The 18502-nt window shown below is 62.3% G+C and carries 15 protein-coding genes; 12 read left to right on the top strand and 3 right to left on the bottom strand.

What is annotated here, in order from left to right; translation table 11 throughout:
• Positions 1–58 precede the first annotated feature (58 nt).
• The 4 genes from PBDP_RS06395 to PBDP_RS06380 all read left to right on the top strand — a co-directional run bounded on the left by PBDP_RS06395 (position 59) and on the right by PBDP_RS06380 (position 5354).
• Positions 59–2653: a TonB-dependent receptor gene (locus tag PBDP_RS06395; protein WP_212801971.1), complete on the top strand. Its 2595-nt coding sequence runs from the start codon at positions 59–61 to the stop codon at positions 2651–2653.
• 168 nt (positions 2654–2821) lie between these two features.
• Entirely contained in the window at positions 2822–3412 is a 591-nt protein-coding gene (locus PBDP_RS06390) for a biliverdin-producing heme oxygenase (RefSeq protein ID WP_212801970.1), read from the top strand.
• Positions 3413–3547: 135 nt separating this feature from the next.
• On the top strand, positions 3548–3973 hold the full coding sequence (locus PBDP_RS06385) for a YbaN family protein (protein ID WP_212801969.1): 426 nt from the start codon (positions 3548–3550) through the stop codon (positions 3971–3973).
• 34 nt (positions 3974–4007) lie between these two features.
• Positions 4008–5354, top strand: a complete 1347-nt coding sequence (locus PBDP_RS06380) for a CoA transferase (protein ID WP_212801968.1) — start codon at positions 4008–4010, stop codon at positions 5352–5354.
• 196 nt (positions 5355–5550) lie between these two features.
• On the opposite strand, the gene arcD (PBDP_RS06375) is transcribed toward PBDP_RS06380, so the two are convergent.
• Entirely contained in the window at positions 5551–6978 is a 1428-nt protein-coding gene (gene arcD, locus PBDP_RS06375) for an arginine-ornithine antiporter (protein WP_212801967.1), read from the bottom strand.
• A 392-nt stretch (positions 6979–7370) separates the two neighbouring features.
• Between arcD (PBDP_RS06375) and arcD (PBDP_RS06370) the strand changes: the two genes are divergently transcribed.
• The 6 genes from arcD (PBDP_RS06370) (at position 7371) to PBDP_RS06345 (ending at position 13131) form a co-directional block, all read left to right on the top strand.
• A complete protein-coding gene (arcD, locus tag PBDP_RS06370) occupies positions 7371–8798 on the top strand; it encodes an arginine-ornithine antiporter (protein ID WP_116831614.1) in 1428 nt (475 codons plus the stop codon).
• 31 nt (positions 8799–8829) lie between these two features.
• Positions 8830–10086, top strand: a complete 1257-nt coding sequence (gene arcA, locus PBDP_RS06365; RefSeq protein WP_212801966.1) for an arginine deiminase — start codon at positions 8830–8832, stop codon at positions 10084–10086.
• A gap of 83 nt (positions 10087–10169) precedes the next feature.
• On the top strand, positions 10170–11180 hold the full coding sequence (locus tag PBDP_RS06360; RefSeq protein WP_092166001.1) for an ornithine carbamoyltransferase: 1011 nt from the start codon (positions 10170–10172) through the stop codon (positions 11178–11180).
• A 159-nt stretch (positions 11181–11339) separates the two neighbouring features.
• Positions 11340–12269, top strand: a complete 930-nt coding sequence (gene arcC, locus PBDP_RS06355; protein ID WP_212801965.1) for a carbamate kinase — start codon at positions 11340–11342, stop codon at positions 12267–12269.
• Between the two features lie 64 nt (positions 12270–12333).
• Positions 12334–12693, top strand: a complete 360-nt coding sequence (locus PBDP_RS06350; RefSeq protein WP_109755727.1) for a DUF5064 family protein — start codon at positions 12334–12336, stop codon at positions 12691–12693.
• Positions 12694–12954: 261 nt separating this feature from the next.
• Positions 12955–13131 carry a hypothetical protein gene (locus PBDP_RS06345; protein ID WP_162843733.1) on the top strand — a complete coding sequence of 59 codons (177 nt, stop codon included), beginning with the start codon at positions 12955–12957 and terminating at the stop codon, positions 13129–13131.
• Positions 13132–13138: 7 nt separating this feature from the next.
• Here the strand turns inward: PBDP_RS06345 and PBDP_RS06340 are convergent, their stop codons facing one another.
• Positions 13139–14032, bottom strand: a complete 894-nt coding sequence (locus PBDP_RS06340) for a helix-turn-helix domain-containing protein (protein WP_003198494.1) — start codon at positions 14030–14032, stop codon at positions 13139–13141.
• A gap of 175 nt (positions 14033–14207) precedes the next feature.
• Here PBDP_RS06340 and pobA point away from each other — a divergent pair, with 175 nt between their 5' ends.
• Together pobA and PBDP_RS06330 are read left to right on the top strand one after the other, a co-directional pair.
• Positions 14208–15398, top strand: coding sequence for a 4-hydroxybenzoate 3-monooxygenase (pobA, locus tag PBDP_RS06335; protein WP_109755726.1), 1191 nt, complete (start codon positions 14208–14210; stop codon positions 15396–15398).
• A 62-nt stretch (positions 15399–15460) separates the two neighbouring features.
• On the top strand, positions 15461–16978 hold the full coding sequence (locus PBDP_RS06330) for an MDR family MFS transporter (RefSeq protein ID WP_212801964.1): 1518 nt from the start codon (positions 15461–15463) through the stop codon (positions 16976–16978).
• A 136-nt stretch (positions 16979–17114) separates the two neighbouring features.
• Here PBDP_RS06330 and PBDP_RS06325 read toward each other — a convergent pair whose 3' ends face one another.
• Positions 17115–18464 carry a spinster family MFS transporter gene (locus tag PBDP_RS06325; RefSeq protein WP_109755724.1) on the bottom strand — a complete coding sequence of 450 codons (1350 nt, stop codon included), beginning with the start codon at positions 18462–18464 and terminating at the stop codon, positions 17115–17117.
• Positions 18465–18502 lie beyond the last annotated feature (38 nt).

Raw genomic sequence — 18502 nt, 5'->3', positions numbered from 1 at the left:
ATTCGCATCCACGGATGTGAGTCTGCACCTATAACAGATGCGACACGGAGCGCTATCGATGTCCTCTCGCCTTACTTGCCGGTTTCTTGCCCCCTCTTGCACGCTGTCACTGCTGACCGCCGCCATCCTGATGGCCGGCACCGCGCCGCTCGCCCTGGCCGCCGCCACGGTGCAACCCCCTTCGCGCAACATGGGCGACTACACCTTTGCCATTGCCCGGCAGCCATTGGTCTCGGCCCTGAATGCATTCACCGCTATCACAGGCTGGCAAGTCGGCATGCCGGCGGAACTGGCCGAAGGCGTCGCCTCGCCAGGGGTGAGCGGCTCGCTGCCACCAGACAAAGCCCTGGAGCGCCTGTTGGTGGGGACCAACCTGAGCTACCGCAAGCTGGGCGACAACAGCATCATCCTGCAAAAGCGCAGTACCGGCAGCACGCTGGAGTTGCAACAGGTAACCATCAGCGCCACCCGCCAGGAACAGGACATCACCAGCGTACCGAGCACGGTCACTGTCCACGACCGCCAGGAACTGGACCGCAACAACGTCAACACCCTCAAGGACCTGGTGCGCTATGAACCGGGCGTATCGGTGGGCGGCGCGGGCCAGCGCGGCGGCATCAGCGGCTACAACATCCGCGGCATCGACGGCAACCGGATCCTGACCCAGGTCGACGGCGTGGAAGTACCCGATGGTTTTTTCAACGGTCCCTATGCCAAGACCCAGCGCAACTACGTCGACCCGGAAATCGTCAAGCGTGTGGAAATCCTGCGCGGCCCGGCCTCGGTGCTGTACGGCAGCAATGCCATTGGCGGTGCCGTCAGCTACTTCACCCTCGATCCGGATGACATCATCAAACCAGGCCAGGACGTTGGCGCTCGCCTGAAGACCGGCTACAGCTCCGCCGACGAGAGCTGGCTCAAGTCCGCCACCGTCGCCGGTCGCAGCGGGCCGTTCGACGGCCTGTTGCACTACAGCCAACGCGACGGTCACGAAACCGAATCCTACGGCAGCCACAACGGCACCGGCCTGGACCGTACCGCCGCCAACCCGGAAGACGTGCGCGCCAACAACGTGCTGGCCAAGCTCGGCTGGAACTACAACGACGACGCGCGCCTGAGCCTGGTCTACGAGAAATACAAGGACGACCGCGACACCGATCTGAAAAGCGCCTATGGCGGCCCCTACTCCAACGGCCGCCCCACAATCCCCACCTCCATGCTGCCCGGCGGCATGTACCAGTGGCGCACCGGCAACGACACCATCAGCCGCGAGCGTTTCGGCCTGGAGCACAGCTTCGCCCTCGACAGCCTGCTGGCCGATCACGTCAAGTGGAGCCTGAACCACCAGATCGCCAAGACCGACCAGAGCACCGCCGAGTTCTACTTCCCGATCACCCGCCAGGTGCTGCGCACCCGGGACACCCTCTACGAAGAAAAACAGTGGGTCTTCGACGCGCAACTGGACAAGGCCTTCAACGTCGCCGACACCGATCACGCCCTGACCTACGGCACCACGATCAAGCAACAGAAAGTCACCGGTTCGCGCAGTGGCAATGGCGTGTGCCTGGCGGTAGGCGTGGGTTGTTCAGCAGTGGGCGCCATCAGCACCCGGGACGTGCTGGCAAAAGCCAGTGATTTCCCGGATCCGACCATCGACACCTACAGCCTGTTCGCCCAGGACCAGATCAGTTGGGACCGCTGGACCTTCACACCCGGCCTGCGCTACGACTACACCCGCCTCAAACCTCACCTGACCGAGGAGTTCCTCAACACCGTGGACCCAACCAGTGGCGGTGAAGTCAGCGACAAGAACAAGACCTGGCACCGCGTCTCGCCCAAGTTCGGCATGACCTATGCCCTGACCGACCAGTACACCTGGTACGGTCAGTACGCCGAGGGTTTCCGCACCCCGACCGCCAAGGCCTTGTACGGGCGTTTCGACAACCCCGGCGCTGGCTACAGCGTGGAGCCCAACCCCGACCTGGAGCCGGAAAAAAGCAAAAGCTACGAGACTGGCCTGCGCGGCCGTTTCGACGCCGGCTCGTTCGACGTGGCGGTGTTCTACAACAAGTACCGCGACTTCATCAACGAGGACGCCATCACCCCCGGCGCCAACCAGTTGACCTTCCAGAGCAACAACATCAAGCACGCCACCATCAAGGGCGTCGAAGCCAGGGGACGCCTGGAACTGGACGTGCTGGGCGCGCCAAAGGGCCTGTACACCCAAGGCTCGGTGGCTTACGCCTACGGACGCAACGCCGACACCGGCGAACCGCTCAACAGCGTCAACCCGCTGACCGGCGTGTTCGGCCTGGGTTACGACCAGGACCACTACGGCACCTTGCTCAGCTGGACCCTGGTCAAGAAAAAGGACCGCGTCGACGACAGCAACTTCAACTCGCCCGATGGCGTGAGCAGCCAGTTCAAGACCCCGGGTTTCGGCATTCTCGACCTGAGCGGCTTCTACAAGGTGACCGACGACATCACCGTCAGCGGCGGTCTCTACAACCTCACCGACAAGAAGTACTGGCTGTGGGATGACGTGCGCGGCTACGACAGCGTCGGCGAAGCGGCGGTGCTGAACCCCGCCAACCTCGATCGCCTGACGGCGCCCGGGCGTAACTTCGCGGTGAACCTGATCTGGGATATCTGACTCGGTTGCCCAGGCCAAACAAATACCCGTAGTGAGGAGGGTCATGTGGGAGCAAGGCTTGCCCGCGATGAAGGCCATGCGGTCTTTCCAGAGATCGAGGCGCCTGTTCGCGAGCAAGCTTTGCTCCCACAGCCCCTCGCCACACCGTTCTAATTCGAAGGAGTTTCCATGACCACACAACATCCCACTTCACGCTCCCAACGCCTGAACCAGATCACCCACGAGCCCCACAGCAAGCTCGACGCACTGGTCAAGGCCCACGCCCCGTTCGAAACCCCGGCCAGCTTCGCCCGCTTCGTCGTGGCCCAGTACCTGTTCCAATCGGAACTGGTGGCGCTGTACAACGATGCCGAACTGTCCACCCTGATCCCCGACCTGCCGGCCCGTTGCCGGGCAGAAGCGGCCAAGGCGGATCTGGCAGACCTGGACACCGAAGTCCCCATGCCAGTGACCGGAGCGGTGAAAAACCCGACCCTGGCCGAAGCCCTGGGCTGGCTGTTCGTCTCCGAAGGCTCCAAGCTCGGCGCCGCATTCTTGATCAAGCGTGCCGTGGGCCTGGGGCTGAGCGAAACCTTCGGCGCCCGGCACCTGGCGGAACCCGCTGGCGGGCGCGCCGAAGGCTGGAAAACCTTCACCCGCACCCTCGATGGCCTGGCCTTCACCGAGCAGCAGGAAGCCGAGGCGGACCAAGGCGCGCTGGATGCCTTCAACCGCTTTACGGTGTTGCTAGAGCATGCCTATGCGGTCGAGTTGGCCTGAAAATTCACCGCTGTCCCTTGTGGGAGCGAGCCTGCTCGCGATTGCAGTGTGTCAGCTCCAATGATGGCGCCTGACACACCGCTATCGCGAGCAGGCTCGCTCCCACGAGGACATGCGTATGCGTGAAAGATACTGATGAACCGTCCCACGAAACTCACCCAACTGCTCTTCGCCCTGCTCGCCTACACCAGCCTGGCCATCGGCCTGGTCGCCATCGTCGTGCCCGGCCTGCCGACGACCGAGTTCATCCTGTTGGCCGCCTGGGCCGCAACCCGCAGTTCGCCGCGCCTGAGCGCCTGGCTGGAGAACCATCGGTTGTTCGGGCCGATGCTGCACAACTGGCGCAACGGAAAAATCATCCCGCGCCGGGCCAAGCTCGGTGCCACCGCCAGCATGCTGTTCTGCGCCGGACTGATGCTGGTGATGCTTGACCACGGCTGGCCGGTTTATCTGGCACTCATGGGCATGGGCCTGGGCAACCTGTGGATCTGGTCGCGACCGGAACAGGTACAGGGCACTTGTTCCCGCTGGGCCGCAAAGCAGCCCCCAACGGGATTTTGAACTATGATCGCCCTCTCGTACCGGAGGGCTTTCGATGTCAGTTCTGCTCACGTCCATGCAAGCCGCGCTTGGTTTGCCCACGACCCCGATCACCTTCACCGGCGACGGTGCCCTGCCCTCGGCGTTCGCCGTCACGGAACTGGCTTGCGCCAGCATCGCCGCGGCCGGCCAGGCCGCCGCCGAGCTCATCCACCAACAAACCGGCCGCCTGCCGCCCGTGGAGGTCGATCGGCGCCTGGCGTCGTTCTGGTTCTCCACCTCCCTGCGCCCCGTCGGCTGGAGCGTGCCGCCGATGTGGGATCCGGTGGCCGGCGACTATGCCAGCGCCGACGGCTGGATTCGCCTGCACACCAACGCGCCGCATCATCGTCTGGCCGCGGAAAAAGTCCTCGGCACCTGCACCGACCGCGCCGACATGGCGGCCAGGGTGGCCCGCTGGAACAAGGCCGAGCTGGAGCAGGCGGTGGTCGACGCGGGCGGTTGCGCCGCCGAGATGCGTTCATGGCAGGCATGGCAAACCCACCCTCAAGGCCTGGCAGTCAATGCCGAGCCGCTGGTGCACCTGAGTGAAACGCCTGGAGAGCAGCGCAAGCCCTGGCTCGGCTCCGTGACCCAGCCACTGGCGGGCCTCAAGGTACTGGACCTGACCCGCGTACTGGCCGGCCCCGTCGCCAGTCGCTTCCTCGCGGGCCTGGGGGCCGACGTGCTGCGCATCGACCCACCGACCTGGAACGAACCCGGCGTAGTGCCGGAAGTCACCCTGGGCAAACGCTGCGCTCGCCTGGATTTGCACCAAGCTGAAGATCGCGTGGCATTCGAGGCTCTGCTCAAGGACACCGACATCCTCCTGCACGGCTACCGTGCCGACGCCCTGGAACGCCTGGGCTATGGCGCCGAGCAGCGCCGGCAGATAGCCTCGGGCCTGATCGACGTCAGCCTCAACGCCTACGGCTGGAGCGGCCCGTGGCAGAACCGGCGCGGCTTCGACAGTCTGGTGCAGATGAGCAGCGGCATTGCCGACGCCGGCATGGGCTGGAAACACACCGACAAACCGACACCGCTGCCGGTGCAAGCGCTGGATCACGGCACCGGCTATCTGCTGGCGGCCAGCGTCCTGGTGTTGTTGTCCCGGCGCCTGGCAAGCGGTCACGGCGGCTCGGCACGCTTGTCACTCGCGCGTACGGCGAAGCTGTTGATCGAGCATGGCGCAGGGGACCCAACCCCATTGCGCGCCGAGGCCGCCGATGATCAGGGACTGCTGGTCGAGCAGACACCCTGGGGACCGGCCCATCGCCTGCAGGTGCCCTTGAAAATTACCGGGACACCGCTGCAATGGACCTTGCCGGCGGCTGAACTGGGTGCACATCGCGCGCAGTGGTGATAGCCGCCGATGCGAGCAAGACGTTGTGGCGAGGGGATTTATCCCCGCTGGGGCGCGAAGCGGCCCCCCAAGAGCAGGTTAGTGATTTTCCTGGCACACCGAGGCGCCAGGTTTCAGGGCCGCTTCGCGCCCCAACGGGGATAAATCCCCTCGCCACAACGGCCGCCTCTAACCCGCCGCAAAGGTGACCTTCGCCTCACAGTGTCAAAAACCCACTGTACAACCCATAAGCCGCCAAGCCCGCCCCGGACATCACACACGCAAAGACGCCCTTCTCCACGTGAGTGAACAACGGCTGCCGCTGCTCACGCTTGGCCTGGGCAAACAGGATCACCCCCGGCGCATACAACAGCGCCGACAGCAGCAGGTATTTCACCCCACCGGCATACAGCAGCCACACCGCATAGCACAGCGCAACGCCACCGATGCACAGGTCTTTCATGCGCCGGGCCGAGGCCTGTTCATAGGTTTCCCCGCGGGCGCACAGCAGCACCGCATAGGCCGCCGACCACAGGTACGGCACCAGGATCATCGACGAGGCGAGATAGATCAGGCTGGTGTAGGTGCCTGCGGAAAACAGGGTGATCAACAAAAACAGCTGGATCATGCCATTGGTCAGCCACAGCGCATTGACCGGAGCATGGTTGGCATTCTCCTTGGTCAGGAACGCGGGCATGGTCTTGTCCCGGGCGGTGGCGTAGAGAATTTCCGCGCACAGCAACGCCCAGGACAGCAGAGCGCCGAGCAGTGACACCGCCAATCCGACACTGATCAGCAAGGCGCCCCACGGCCCGACAATGTGCTCCAGGACGCCAGCCAGGGACGGGTTCTGCAACTGCGCCAGTTCAGGCTGGCTCATGACCCCCAGGGACAACACATTCACCAGTACCAGCAGCGCCAATACCCCGAGGAACCCGATCACCGTCGCACGCCCTACGTCCGCACGTTTTTCTGCCCGTGCCGAATACACGCTGGCGCCTTCGATACCGATGAACACGAACACCGTGATCAGCATCATGTGCCGCACCTGGTCCATCACACTGCCCAGGTCCGGGCTCAGCACGCCCCAGATATCGCGGGTGAAAATCTCTGCCTTGAAGGCCACGGCGGCCATGACGATGAACATCAACAGCGGCACGACCTTGGCCACAGTGGTCACCAGGTTGATGAACGCCGCCTCCTTGATCCCACGCAGCACCAGGAAATGCACCGCCCACAGCAGCAACGATGCACACCCGATAGCCACCGGCGTATTGCCTTGACCGAACACCGGGAAGAAATAGCCCAAGGTACTGAACAACAATACGAAGTAACCGACGTTGCCCATCCAGGCGCTGATCCAGTAGCCCCAGGCGGACGAGAAGCCCATGTAGTCACCGAACCCGGCCTTGGCATAGGCATACACGCCCGAGTCCAATTCCGGCTTGCGGTTGGCCAGGGTCTGGAACACGAAGGCCAGGGTCAGCATGCCGACGGCGGTAATGGCCCAGCCGATCAGCACCGCACCGACGTCGGCCCGAGCCGCCATGTTTTGCGGCAGGGAAAAGATCCCACCTCCGATCATCGACCCCACCACCAGGGCGACCAGGGCGCCAAGTGGCAACTTTTCAATCGGCTGCGACATGTTCTCTCACTATTAAATAAGTAAATAAAGCGACATAACGTTTTTGAATAACGTCACCCCCGCAAAGTCCAAAAGCTTATGTCCTGTCCATTATCCAAGACGTTAATTTAAAAGACCATGCGGCACGATTATTTCTGTCATGCAGGCAGCCTACAAAATAGTTGCGACTCAGTGAAAATCAACTAGCGTGAATAATCCCAAGGCGAGGAAAACTTCCAACACCCTCGCCGAAGCCGCACGAAACGGGCCTTCCAAGCACTACAGACACCCACGGACGCTGTTAACTTCTTCATTAACAATGGAATGTTGCCATGCACTGATCCAGATCAGCTATTCAACTTTCAAATCGACTTAGTCTGTTGACTCTCTTCTCCTGCGCTGGAGTCTCGCAAATGTCTGATACCCCCGCAAAACTTCGATTGGGTGCATTGGTTGCACTGGTGGTCGGCTCGATGATCGGTGGCGGGATCTTTTCCTTGCCACAAAACATGGCGGCCAGTGCCGATGTCGGTGCGGTGCTGATCGGCTGGGCCATCACCGCCGTCGGCATGCTGACCCTGGCTTTCGTGTTCCAGACCCTGGCTAACCGCAAACCCGATCTGGACAGCGGTGTGTATGCCTATGCCAAGGCCGGGTTCGGCGACTACATGGGTTTCTCGTCGGCCTGGGGCTACTGGATCAGCGCCTGGCTGGGCAACGTCGGTTACTTCGTACTGTTGTTCAGCACCCTGGGCTACTTCTTCCCGATTTTTGGTGAGGGCAACACCGTCGCCGCGGTAATTGGCGCCTCGGTGTTGTTATGGGCGGTGCATTGGCTGGTGCTGCGCGGCATCAAGGAAGCGGCGTTCATCAACCTGGTGACCACCGTCGCCAAGATCGTACCGCTGGTGCTGTTCGTGCTGATCGCGGTGTTCGCCTTCAAGCTCGATATTTTCACCGCCGACATCTGGGGCCTGAAGAACCCGGATCTGGGCAGTGTGATGAACCAGGTGCGCAACATGATGCTGGTCACCGTGTGGGTGTTCATCGGCATCGAAGGTGCGAGTATTTTTTCCGCCCGGGCCGAGAAACGTACCGACGTGGGCAAGGCCACCGTGATCGGTTTCATCACCGTGCTGCTGTTCCTGGTGCTGGTGAACGTATTGTCCCTGGGCATCATGACCCAGCCTGAATTGGCAAAATTGCAGAACCCGTCCATGGCCGCCGTGCTGGAGCATGTGGTGGGGCACTGGGGCGCGGTGCTGATCAGCGTCGGCCTGATCATCTCGCTGCTCGGCGCCCTGCTGTCCTGGGTGTTGCTGTGCGCCGAGATCATGTTCGCCGCCGCCAAGGACCACACCATGCCCGAGTTCCTGCGCCGGGAGAACGCCAACCACGTACCGGCCAACGCCCTGTGGCTGACCAATGCGATGGTCCAGCTGTTTTTGGTCATCACCCTGTTCTCGGCCAGCACTTACCTGTCTCTGATCTATCTCGCCACCTCGATGATCCTGGTGCCTTACCTGTGGTCGGCGGCCTACGCAGTGCTGCTGGCGGTGCGCGGCGAGACCTACGAAAACGCCCTGGCCGAACGCCGCAAGGACCTGATCATCGGTGCCATCGCCCTGATTTACGCGATGTGGTTGCTGTATGCCGGTGGGGTCAAGTACTTGCTGCTCTCCGCCCTGCTCTACGCCCCCGGCGCGATCCTGTTCGCCAAAGCCAAGCACGAGCTGGGCAAACCGGTTTTCACCTCTGTCGAGAAGCTGATTTTCGCCGCAGTGATCGCAGGCGCCCTGGTGGCTGCCTATGGGCTCTACGACGGCTTCCTGACCTTGTAGCTGGCTGATTGTTTTAACTGGAGGATTTGTAATGACCACGGAAAAAGTGAAATACGGCGTTCATTCCGAAGCCGGTAAATTACGTAAAGTCATGGTGTGTTCCCCAGGCCTGGCCCATCAGCGGTTGACCCCGAACAACTGTGACGAGCTGCTGTTCGATGACGTGATCTGGGTCAACCAGGCCAAGCGCGACCATTTCGATTTCGTCACCAAGATGCGCGAGCGTGACATCGACGTACTGGAAATGCACAACCTGCTGACCGACATCGTCGCCATCCCCGAAGCCCTCGACTGGATCCTGGAGCGCAAGATCACCGCCAACTCGGTGGGCCTGGGCCTGGTGAATGAAGTCGGCTCGTGGCTGCGCAGCCTGGAGCCACGCCATATCGCCGAATTCCTGATCGGCGGCGTCTCGGCCGATGACCTGCCGGACAGCTTCGGTGGCAAGACCATCCAGATGTTCCGCGACTTCCTCGGGCACTCCAGCTTCATCCTGCCACCGCTGCCCAACACCCAGTTCACCCGCGATACCACTTGCTGGATCTACGGCGGCGTGACGCTGAACCCGATGTACTGGCCGGCGCGCCGCCAGGAAACCCTGCTGGCCAGCGCCATCTACAAATTCCACCCCGAGTTCACCCAGGCTGACTTCCAGATCTGGTACGGCGACCCGGACCAGGATCACGGCAACGCGACCCTCGAAGGCGGCGACGTGATGCCCATCGGCAACGGCGTGGTGCTGATCGGCATGGGCGAACGTTCGTCCCGCCAGGCCATCGGCCAACTGGGGCTGAACCTGTTCAAGCACAAGGCCGTGGAACGGGTGATCGTCGCCGGCTTGCCGAAATCCCGCGCCGCCATGCACCTGGACACCGTGTTCAGCTTCTGCGATCGCGACCTGGTGACGGTTTTCCCGGAAGTGGTGAGCCAGATCGTCGCCTTCTCCCTGCGCCCCGACGAAAGCAAGCCCGGCGGTATCGATATACGTCGCGAGGAAGGCAGCTTCCTCGACACCGTCGCCTCGGCCCTCAGGCTGAAGGCGCTGCGAGTAGTGGAAACCGGCGGCAACAGCTTCGCCGCCGAGCGCGAGCAATGGGATGACGGCAACAACGTGGTGGCCGTGGAGCCGGGCGTGGTGATCGGCTACGACCGCAACACCTACACCAACACCCTGCTGCGCAAGGCCGGTGTGGAAGTCATCACCATCAGCGCCAGCGAACTGGGCCGGGGCCGGGGCGGTGGTCACTGCATGACCTGCCCGATCATCCGCGACCCGATCGACTACTGACCTTTGAGCCTGGACCGGCACCGCTCTCCATCCCACGGCAGAGACCGGCCCAGGGGATAACCGAACCCAAGGAGATCCAAATCATGGCTTTCAACATGCGCAACCGCAGCCTGCTGAGCTTGATGCATCACACCAACCGCGAGCTGCACTATCTGCTGGACCTGTCCCGCGACCTCAAGCGTGCCAAGTACACCGGCACCGAACAGCCGCACCTCAAGGGCAAGAACATCGCGCTGATCTTCGAGAAAACCTCGACCCGCACCCGCTGCGCCTTCGAAGTCGCGGCCCATGACCAGGGCGCCCACGTCACCTACATCGACCCGGTGTCGTCGCAGATCGGCCACAAGGAAAGCATGAAAGACACCGCCCGGGTGCTGGGGCGGATGTTCGACGCCATCGAATACCGTGGCTTCGAACAGGAGATCGTCGAGGAACTGGCCAAGTTCGCCGGGGTGCCGGTGTTCAACGGCCTGACCGCCGAATTCCACCCCACCCAGATGATCGCCGACACCCTGACCATGCGCGAGCACAGCGACAAGCCGTTGCATGACATCAGCTACGCGTACCTGGGCGACGCACGCTACAACATGGGCAATTCGCTGCTGATGATCGGCGCCAAGCTGGGCATGGACGTACGCATCGGCGCACCGAAAGCACTCTGGCCGCATCAGGACTTCATCGACCAGTGCCAGGCCTTCGCCGCCGAAAGTGGCGGGCGCATCACCATCACCGAGGACCCGAAGGAAGCGGTCAAGGGCGTGGACTTCATCCACACCGACATCTGGGTGTCCATGGGCGAGCCAGTGGAAGCCTGGGATGAGCGCATCGAGCAATTGCTGCCCTACCAGGTCAACGCGCAAATGATGAAGGCCTCGGGCAATCCGCGGGTGAAATTCATGCACTGCCTGCCGGCGTTCCATAACAGCGAAACCAAGGTTGGCAAGGACATCGCCGCCCGCTATCCGAACCTGGCCAACGGTGTGGAAGTGACCGAAGAGGTCTTCGAATCGCCGGCCAACATCGCCTTCGAGCAAGCGGAAAACCGCATGCACACCATCAAGGCGATCCTGGTGTCGGCGCTGGCGGATATCTAGAACCTCATGCAGTTGTGGGAGCAAGGCTTGCCCGCGATGGCATCGCCCCGGTCCATCAGTTAACACCGAGGTGTTTGCATCGCGGGCAAGCCTTGCTCCCACAGGCCAGCTTCCACAAGGGAACAGCATTGTTCGATCCATTTTTGAAAGGACAGCATCATGCGTATCGTCGTTGCCCTGGGCGGTAACGCCCTCCTGCGTCGGGGTGAACCCATGACCGCAGACAACCAGCGCATCAATATCCGTACCGCGACCGAACAGATCGCGAAGATCCACCCCGGCAACCAACTGGTCATCGCCCACGGCAACGGCCCGCAGGTCGGCCTGCTGTCATTGCAGGCGGCAGCCTACACCTCGGTCACGCCGTATCCGCTGGACGTGCTCGGCGCCGAAACCGAAGGCATGATCGGCTACATCATCGAACAGGAATTGGGCAACCTGCTGGACTTCGAAGTGCCCTTCGCAACGCTGCTGACCCAAGTCGAAGTCGACGCCAACGATCCGGCTTTCAAGAACCCGACCAAACCGATCGGCCCAGTCTACGACAAGGTCGAAGCCGAAAAACTGGCCGCCGCAAAAGGCTGGGCCATCGCCCCGGACGGCGACAAGTTCCGCCGCGTGGTCGCAAGCCCCAGGCCCAAGCGCATCTTTGAAATCCGCCCGATCAAATGGCTGCTGGAAAAGGGCAGCATCGTGATCTGCGCCGGCGGTGGCGGCATCCCGACGATGTATGACGCCGACGGCAAGCTGCAAGGCGTGGAAGCGGTGATCGACAAGGACCTGTGCTCGGCGCTGCTGGCCGAGCAGCTGGAAAGCGATCTGCTGGTGATCGCCACCGACGTCAATGCCGCGTTCATCGACTTCGGTAAACCGACCCAGAAAGCCATCGCCCAGGCCCACCCCGACGAAATGGAAAAACTCGGCTTCGCCGCCGGTTCCATGGGGCCGAAGGTGCAAGCGGCCTGCGAGTTCGCGCGCAACACTGGCAAGGTCGCGGTGATCGGTTCACTCTCGGACATCGACGCGATCGTCCAGGGCAAGGCCGGCACCCGCATCAGCACGGCGACACCGGGCATCGCTTATCGATAACAGGAAACTTGTCGGGCAGATCCAGGGTCTGCCCTACTCCCATGCCTTCGAAGGAGAGTCGCTTATGGCCATGTTCGAACCCGGTCACCTGCACATGGAACGCCATGCACTGAACAAGGATGATTTCAGCTACAACCTGTGCATCGACTACAAGGTCGACCAGGACGAAAAGGAAGGCACGGGCATGTCGTTCCGGGTGCATGGCACCGTCGAAGACAAGCCCCTGGACGAGACGTTCTTCCTGGCCAAGGACCAGGCCTTCGACTTCGCCCGCCATGCCACGCGCATCGCCCAGAAATACGGCTTGCCCAAGACCGCCAGCATCGGCTCGATGCACAAGTACTACGACGAAATGTTCGAAGACGTGCGCAAGCAACTGGACGTCAAGCCAGGGGATCCGATGAAGCCTGAACACCTGGAATAACCCGGTTAAAAGACCACCCCAGTCCCCTGTGGAACTGATCTGTGGGAGCAAGGCTTGCCTGCGATGGCATCGCCTCGGTTTATCCGCTACACCGAGGTGTCTGCATCGCGGGCAAGCCTTGCTCCCACAAGCTCGCTTCCACAGGGGAGTATCAGCGATCTGAATATCGGGTTAAATGCAACACCTGCCTGGCTGGCATCCCACCACGGCTGACCTATGCTCAATGTAGTACCCCCGGGTATTCGTTCAGAGGTCACCGCCATGAACATCAAAACAAGAAGACGCCTCGCCATCTTCGTCACCTGCGCCGCCACGCTTGCGCTATATGGCACTGCGGCCTACCGGGTCGAGCAGGCCAGGCAACTGCCCCGTGAATACGCCAGTTGCAACTTCGAACGTTGCATCCCCCACAGTGCGACCCTGAACGCCCTGCGCTAAGGCGTGGTCAGTCGTCCTGTTGATCGGTCTTGAGCCGGTCCCGGAACGCCTTGGGCGAGATGCCGACGCGCCGGCGGAATAGCCGGGTGAAGTTGGTCGGGTCGGAAAACCCGAGCATTTCGGAAATCTCGTAGATGGTCATGCCGGTGTAGGTCAGCAGCCGCTTGGCTTCCAGCAACTGACGCTCGTGCATGATCTGCAACGCCGGTTGCCCCGCCAATTCCCGACAGGTGCCATTGAGGTGCGACACGGAAATGCCCAGGCGATGGGCCAGGTCTTCGACCTTGACGTGCTCGCGATAGGTTTCTTCCACCAACTGAATGAACCCGTTGAGGTATTCCCGGGCCCGTTGCGGGCGCTGGGCCTGGGTGTGGCGCTGCATCACCTGGCGGCTGACCCAGACCATGATCACGCTGACCAGTGCATGCATCAGCATTTCCCGGGCCGGTTGATGCCCCACGTACTCATTCTGCAAGGCGCTGAACAGGCTATTGAGGTACTCGGCATTCTCAAGGGCGGGGTAGCTTTCGGCCTGGGCCAGGACATTGACCGAATGCCCCAGTTGCGCTTGCAGGTGCGTGACCAGCGGTGCAGCCAGGGTCACCACGTAACCTTCCACATCCTCGGAAAAACGAAAGCCATGGACCGACAACGGCGGCAGGATCTGCACCGCCGGTTCGGTGAGTAGCGTGCGCCGGCCTTCGATCTCCAGTTCCGCCTGGCCCTTGAAGACAAACAGCAACTGGCACAGATCCGCATGCCGATGGGGTTTGATTTCCCATTGATGCTCGCGGCTGCGCTTGGAGATGGTTTCGCAATGCAACAGGTCCGGCGTCGGCCATTCCTGGCTTTCACCGTAGAGCTTGAACACCGGGATCGAAGGCAGGTCAGGTTTTTTCATAACGTGGATCCGGGCCTGGGGTGGCGGGCGATAATCGCACCAATTGGCGAAAAGAACAGGTATCGGCTCAGTTTTCCCCTTCAACTGACAGGTCCGCAAGCGAAAAATGTAGGCACTCGATTTCTAATAATCAACACCGACCCTGGTCGCGTGCTTCGTGCGAGTCATAAGAACAATGAAAACCCTCAAGACCCAAGTCGCTATTATCGGCGCCGGCCCCTCTGGCCTGCTGCTCGGCCAGTTGCTGCACAACGCCGGGATCGACACTGTCATCCTCGAACGCCAAACCCCGGAATACGTACTGAGCCGCATCCGCGCCGGTGTGCTGGAGCAAGGCATGGTCGAGCTGCTGCGCCAGGCCGGCGTTGGCCAACGCATGGACGCCGAAGGCCTGCCCCATGACGGCTTTGAACTGGTGCTCAACGATCGGCGGGTACACATCGACCTCAAGGGCCTGACCGGTGGCAAAAACGTCATGGTCTACGGCCAGACCGAAGTCACCCGAGACTTGATGGCCGCCCGCGAAGCCGCCGGCGCCCGGACCCTGTACCTGGCCAGCAACGCCCAGCCCCACGACATGCAAACCGAACAGCCCTTCGTGACCTTTGAGCATGAAGGGCAATCCTGGCGCCTGGACTGCGACTACATTGCCGGTTGCGACGGTTTCCACGGCGTGGCGCGACAGTCCATTCCTGCGGAAAAACTCAAGGTCTTCGAGCGCGTCTACCCGTTTGGCTGGCTCGGCGTGCTGGCCGACACGCCGCCGGTCCACGAAGAACTGGTCTACGCTCGTCACACCCGCGGTTTTGCCCTGTGCAGCATGCGCTCCAAGACCCGCACCCGTTATTACCTGCAAGTACCCGCCGAGGAGCAAGTGGCCGACTGGCCGGACGAGCGCTTCTGGCAGGAGCTGAAAAACCGCCTGCCCTTTGATCTGGCCGAAGCCCTGGTGACCGGCCCTTCCATCGAGAAAAGCATCGCACCGCTGCGCAGCTTCGTGGTCGAGCCGATGCAATACGGGCGTATGTTCCTGGTGGGCGATGCCGCCCATATCGTCCCGCCCACCGGCGCCAAGGGGCTGAACCTGGCGGCCAGCGATGTCAGCACGCTGTTCAACATCCTGCTCAAGGTCTATCGCGACGGGCGGGTGGATTTGCTTGAAAAGTATTCGGCCATCTGCCTGCGCCGCGTCTGGAAAGCCGAACGGTTCTCCTGGTGGATGACCTCGATGCTGCACCGCTTCGACGACGATGCCTTCAACCAGCGCATCAGCGAAGCCGAGCTGGAATATTTCGTCGACTCCGAAGCCGGTCGCAAAACCATCGCGGAAAATTACGTCGGCCTTCCTTACGAGGCTATCGAATAGCCGGCTACCGATTTAAACTGCGGGCCTTGTCTCATTCGCCTCTACGGCCCGCAGGTTCTGCCGTGACTCAGTTCAATACGCTCCAAGCCCCGAAGCCGGCCATCCGCAGCGTGCTGGTGGCGCTGATGCTGGCGATTTTCCTGGGTGCACTGGACCAGACCATCGTCGCCGTTTCGATGCCGGCCATCTCCGCCCAATTTGCCGACGTCAGCCTGCTGGCCTGGGTGATTTCCGGCTACATGGTCGCCATGACCGTGGCGGTGCCGATCTACGGCAAGCTCGGCGACCTCTATGGGCGCCGGCCGCTGATGCTGTTCGGCATGGGCCTGTTCACCCTGGCCTCGCTGTTCTGTGGCCTGGCGCAAAACATGGAACAACTGGTGCTGGCGCGGATTTTCCAGGGCATCGGCGCCGGCGGGATGATTTCGGTGAGCCAGGCGATCATCGGCGACATCATCCCGCCCCGCGAGCGTGGCCGCTACCAGGGCTATTTCAGCAGCATGTACGCGGTGGCCAGCGTGGCCGGGCCGGTGCTCGGCGGCTATATGACCGAATACCTGTCGTGGCGCTGGGTGTTCTGGATCAACCTGCCGCTGGGGCTCGCGGCCTGGTGGGTGGCCCGGCGCACCCTGGTCGGGCTGCCGGTGCCGCAACGCACGCCGATCATCGATTACTTGGGTACCGTGCTGCTGATCATCGGCCTGACGGCGCTTTTACTGGGGATCACCCAGGTCGGCCAGGGCCATGCCTGGCACAGCCAGGAAGTACTGGGGTTACTCGGTTGTGCGGGGGTAACGCTGGGGGTGTTCGCCTGGCACGAGCGCCGGGCTCGGGAACCATTGCTGCCAATGCACCTGTTCGCCAACCGCAGCGCGGTGTTGTGTTGGTGCACGGTGTTCTTCACCAGTTTCCAGGCGATTTCCCTGACCGTGCTGGTTCCGTTGCGCTTCCAGAGCGTGACCGGCGCGGGTGCCGATAGCGCGGCGTTGCACTTGTTGCCGCTGGCGATAGGGCTGCCGATAGGCGCGTACTTCGCTGGACGCCGGACCTCAATCACGGGGCGCTACAAACCGATGATCCTGAGCGGTGCCCTGCTCTTCCCGCTCGCCATCCTCGGCATGGCCTTCACCCCGCCCGCCGCGTTCTGGCTCAGCAGCCTGTTCATGCTGCTCTCTGGCATCGCCTCCGGCATGCAATTCCCCACTTCGTTGGTGGGTTCGCAAAACTCCGTAGACCAACAGGACATCGGCGTCGCCACCAGCACCACCAACCTGTTCCGCTCCCTCGGCGGTGCGGTGGGCGTGGCACTGATGTCGGCGTTGCTGCTGGCGTTGCTGCAGGATTCAAGCTTCGCCCAGATCGCCAGCTCGTCGCTGATCGGCGAAGGGCATTCCGGCAATGTCTTGCTGGACGGCCTGAACGCCGCCCCGGGCGAGGCCCAGAGTGCCTTGCGCCAGGCATTGCAGGCGACGTTCCGGCATTTGCTGCTGATCAGCGCGGCGGTGTCGCTGTTGGGGCTGGCAGCGGCGGTGGCGATGCCTGATCGCTTGCTGCGGGGACGGGATGAAAAGGTTGGATAACCTGTAAGACACGATCTGTGGCGAGGGAGCTTGCTCCCGTTGGGGCGCGAAGCGGCCCCAAAAATGTTGCGGTCGCTGCGCAACCGAGCGGGAGCAAGCTCCCTCGCCACAAAAGCATTGTTGTCACAAAATCTCTTCAGGCCGTCGCCGCGACACCCTCCGGCATCACCTCCGCGCTCATCCCGTCCTTCATCCGCTTGGCATCGCGCACGAAGCAGCGTGACGCCAGGAACAGGAACACCATGGTCAGGAGCAGCGCCACCGGGATCAGGTACATCGCGTCGTGCAGGCCGATGGCCTTGAACGCTTCGGTCATCTGGTCGACACCCGCGGTTGCCATGGCCGTGCGGGCAAAGTAGTCGGACAAGCCGCCCACCACCACCGGCCCCAAACCGCCACCGAGCAAATACAGCCCGGCAAAGTACAACGCCATCGCCGTGGCGCGCAGGCGCGGTTCCACCACGTCCTGGATCGCAGTGTAGACACAGGTGTAGAAGTTATAGGCAAACAGCCAACCGACGCTGAACACCGCCACGAACACGCCGATTTCAATGCGCCCGGCATGCAGGGCCCACGCTGTGGTGACCGTCGAGATCGCCAGGCTGAACGCTGCGAACAGCAGCCGGCCGTTGGGCACGCGCTGGTGGATCTTGTCCGCGACCCAGCCACCCAGGGTGAGCCCGAACAGCCCCGTCACACCCACCATGATCCCGGTGGCCACGGCCGCCTCGTGCAGCGGCATCAGGAAATAACGTTGCAGCATCGGCACCAGGAACGAGTTGCAAGCATAGGTGGCGAAGTTGAAGCACAGCCCGGCCAGCACCAGCCATAGGAAAGTGGGAATCGCCAGTACCCGGCGAACCGGCCTGTCGATCTTTTCCTGGGACACCTGCACGGTTTCCGCCGCGCCGCGCTTGGGTTCCTTGATGAAAAACATGAACACCGCCAGCACCAGCCCCGGCACCGCCGCAATGAAGAACGGCGCACGCCAGCTGTCGAACGCCTTGACCATCGCGCCAATGGTGAAAAACGCCAACAGCAGGCCCAGCGGCAGCCCCAGCATGAAGATGCCCATGGCCCGCGCCCGACGGTGGGCCGGGAACAGATCGCCAATCAGTGAGTTGGCGGCTGGCGCGTAGCTGGCCTCGCCGATGCCGACGCCCATGCGCACCACCAGGAACGCCCAGAAACTGCCCACCAGGCCGTTCACCGCGGTCAGTCCGCTCCAGGCTGCCAGGCCCCAGCCCATCAACTTGCTGCGCGAACCGGTATCGGCCATGCGCCCCAACGGCAACCCGGCAATGGCGTAGACGATGGTGAAGGCGGTGCCGATGATGCCGATCTGGAAGTCGCTGAGGCTCCACTCCATACGGATCGGCTCGATGATGATCGCCGGGATGGTGCGGTCGAAAAAGTTGAACAGGTTGGCCAGGAACAGCAGGAACAGAATGCGCCAGGCATTCGCCGCTTGGGTCGAGTTCTGCATGGGTCCGTCTCTTTATTGTTATGGGGGCAACGGCGAGG

The organism is Pseudomonas sp. St290, from assembly GCF_018325805.1.
Lineage (GTDB): Bacteria > Pseudomonadota > Gammaproteobacteria > Pseudomonadales > Pseudomonadaceae > Aquipseudomonas > Aquipseudomonas bijieensis.
Note: the sequence above shows the minus strand (reverse complement) of the source record. Positions and strands in the feature narration are given on the sequence as shown.

Excerpts from the sequence above, each read along its gene's own strand:
- PBDP_RS06390 (WP_212801970.1), top strand. The coding sequence starts at position 2,822 with ATGACCACACAACATCCCACTTCACGCTCCCAACGCCTGAACCAGATC.
- PBDP_RS06395 (WP_212801971.1), top strand. The coding sequence starts at position 59 with ATGTCCTCTCGCCTTACTTGCCGGTTTCTTGCCCCCTCTTGCACGCTG.
- PBDP_RS06385 (WP_212801969.1), top strand. The coding sequence starts at position 3,548 with ATGAACCGTCCCACGAAACTCACCCAACTGCTCTTCGCCCTGCTCGCC.
- PBDP_RS06340 (WP_003198494.1), bottom strand. The coding sequence starts at position 14,032 with ATGAAAAAACCTGACCTGCCTTCGATCCCGGTGTTCAAGCTCTACGGT.
- arcA (WP_212801966.1), top strand. The coding sequence starts at position 8,830 with ATGACCACGGAAAAAGTGAAATACGGCGTTCATTCCGAAGCCGGTAAA.
- PBDP_RS06380 (WP_212801968.1), top strand. The coding sequence starts at position 4,008 with ATGTCAGTTCTGCTCACGTCCATGCAAGCCGCGCTTGGTTTGCCCACG.
- PBDP_RS06350 (WP_109755727.1), top strand. The coding sequence starts at position 12,334 with ATGGCCATGTTCGAACCCGGTCACCTGCACATGGAACGCCATGCACTG.
- arcC (WP_212801965.1), top strand. The coding sequence starts at position 11,340 with ATGCGTATCGTCGTTGCCCTGGGCGGTAACGCCCTCCTGCGTCGGGGT.
- PBDP_RS06325 (WP_109755724.1), bottom strand. The coding sequence starts at position 18,464 with ATGCAGAACTCGACCCAAGCGGCGAATGCCTGGCGCATTCTGTTCCTG.
- arcD (WP_116831614.1), top strand. The coding sequence starts at position 7,371 with ATGTCTGATACCCCCGCAAAACTTCGATTGGGTGCATTGGTTGCACTG.
- arcD (WP_212801967.1), bottom strand. The coding sequence starts at position 6,978 with ATGTCGCAGCCGATTGAAAAGTTGCCACTTGGCGCCCTGGTCGCCCTG.
- pobA (WP_109755726.1), top strand. The coding sequence starts at position 14,208 with ATGAAAACCCTCAAGACCCAAGTCGCTATTATCGGCGCCGGCCCCTCT.
- PBDP_RS06360 (WP_092166001.1), top strand. The coding sequence starts at position 10,170 with ATGGCTTTCAACATGCGCAACCGCAGCCTGCTGAGCTTGATGCATCAC.
- PBDP_RS06345 (WP_162843733.1), top strand. The coding sequence starts at position 12,955 with ATGAACATCAAAACAAGAAGACGCCTCGCCATCTTCGTCACCTGCGCC.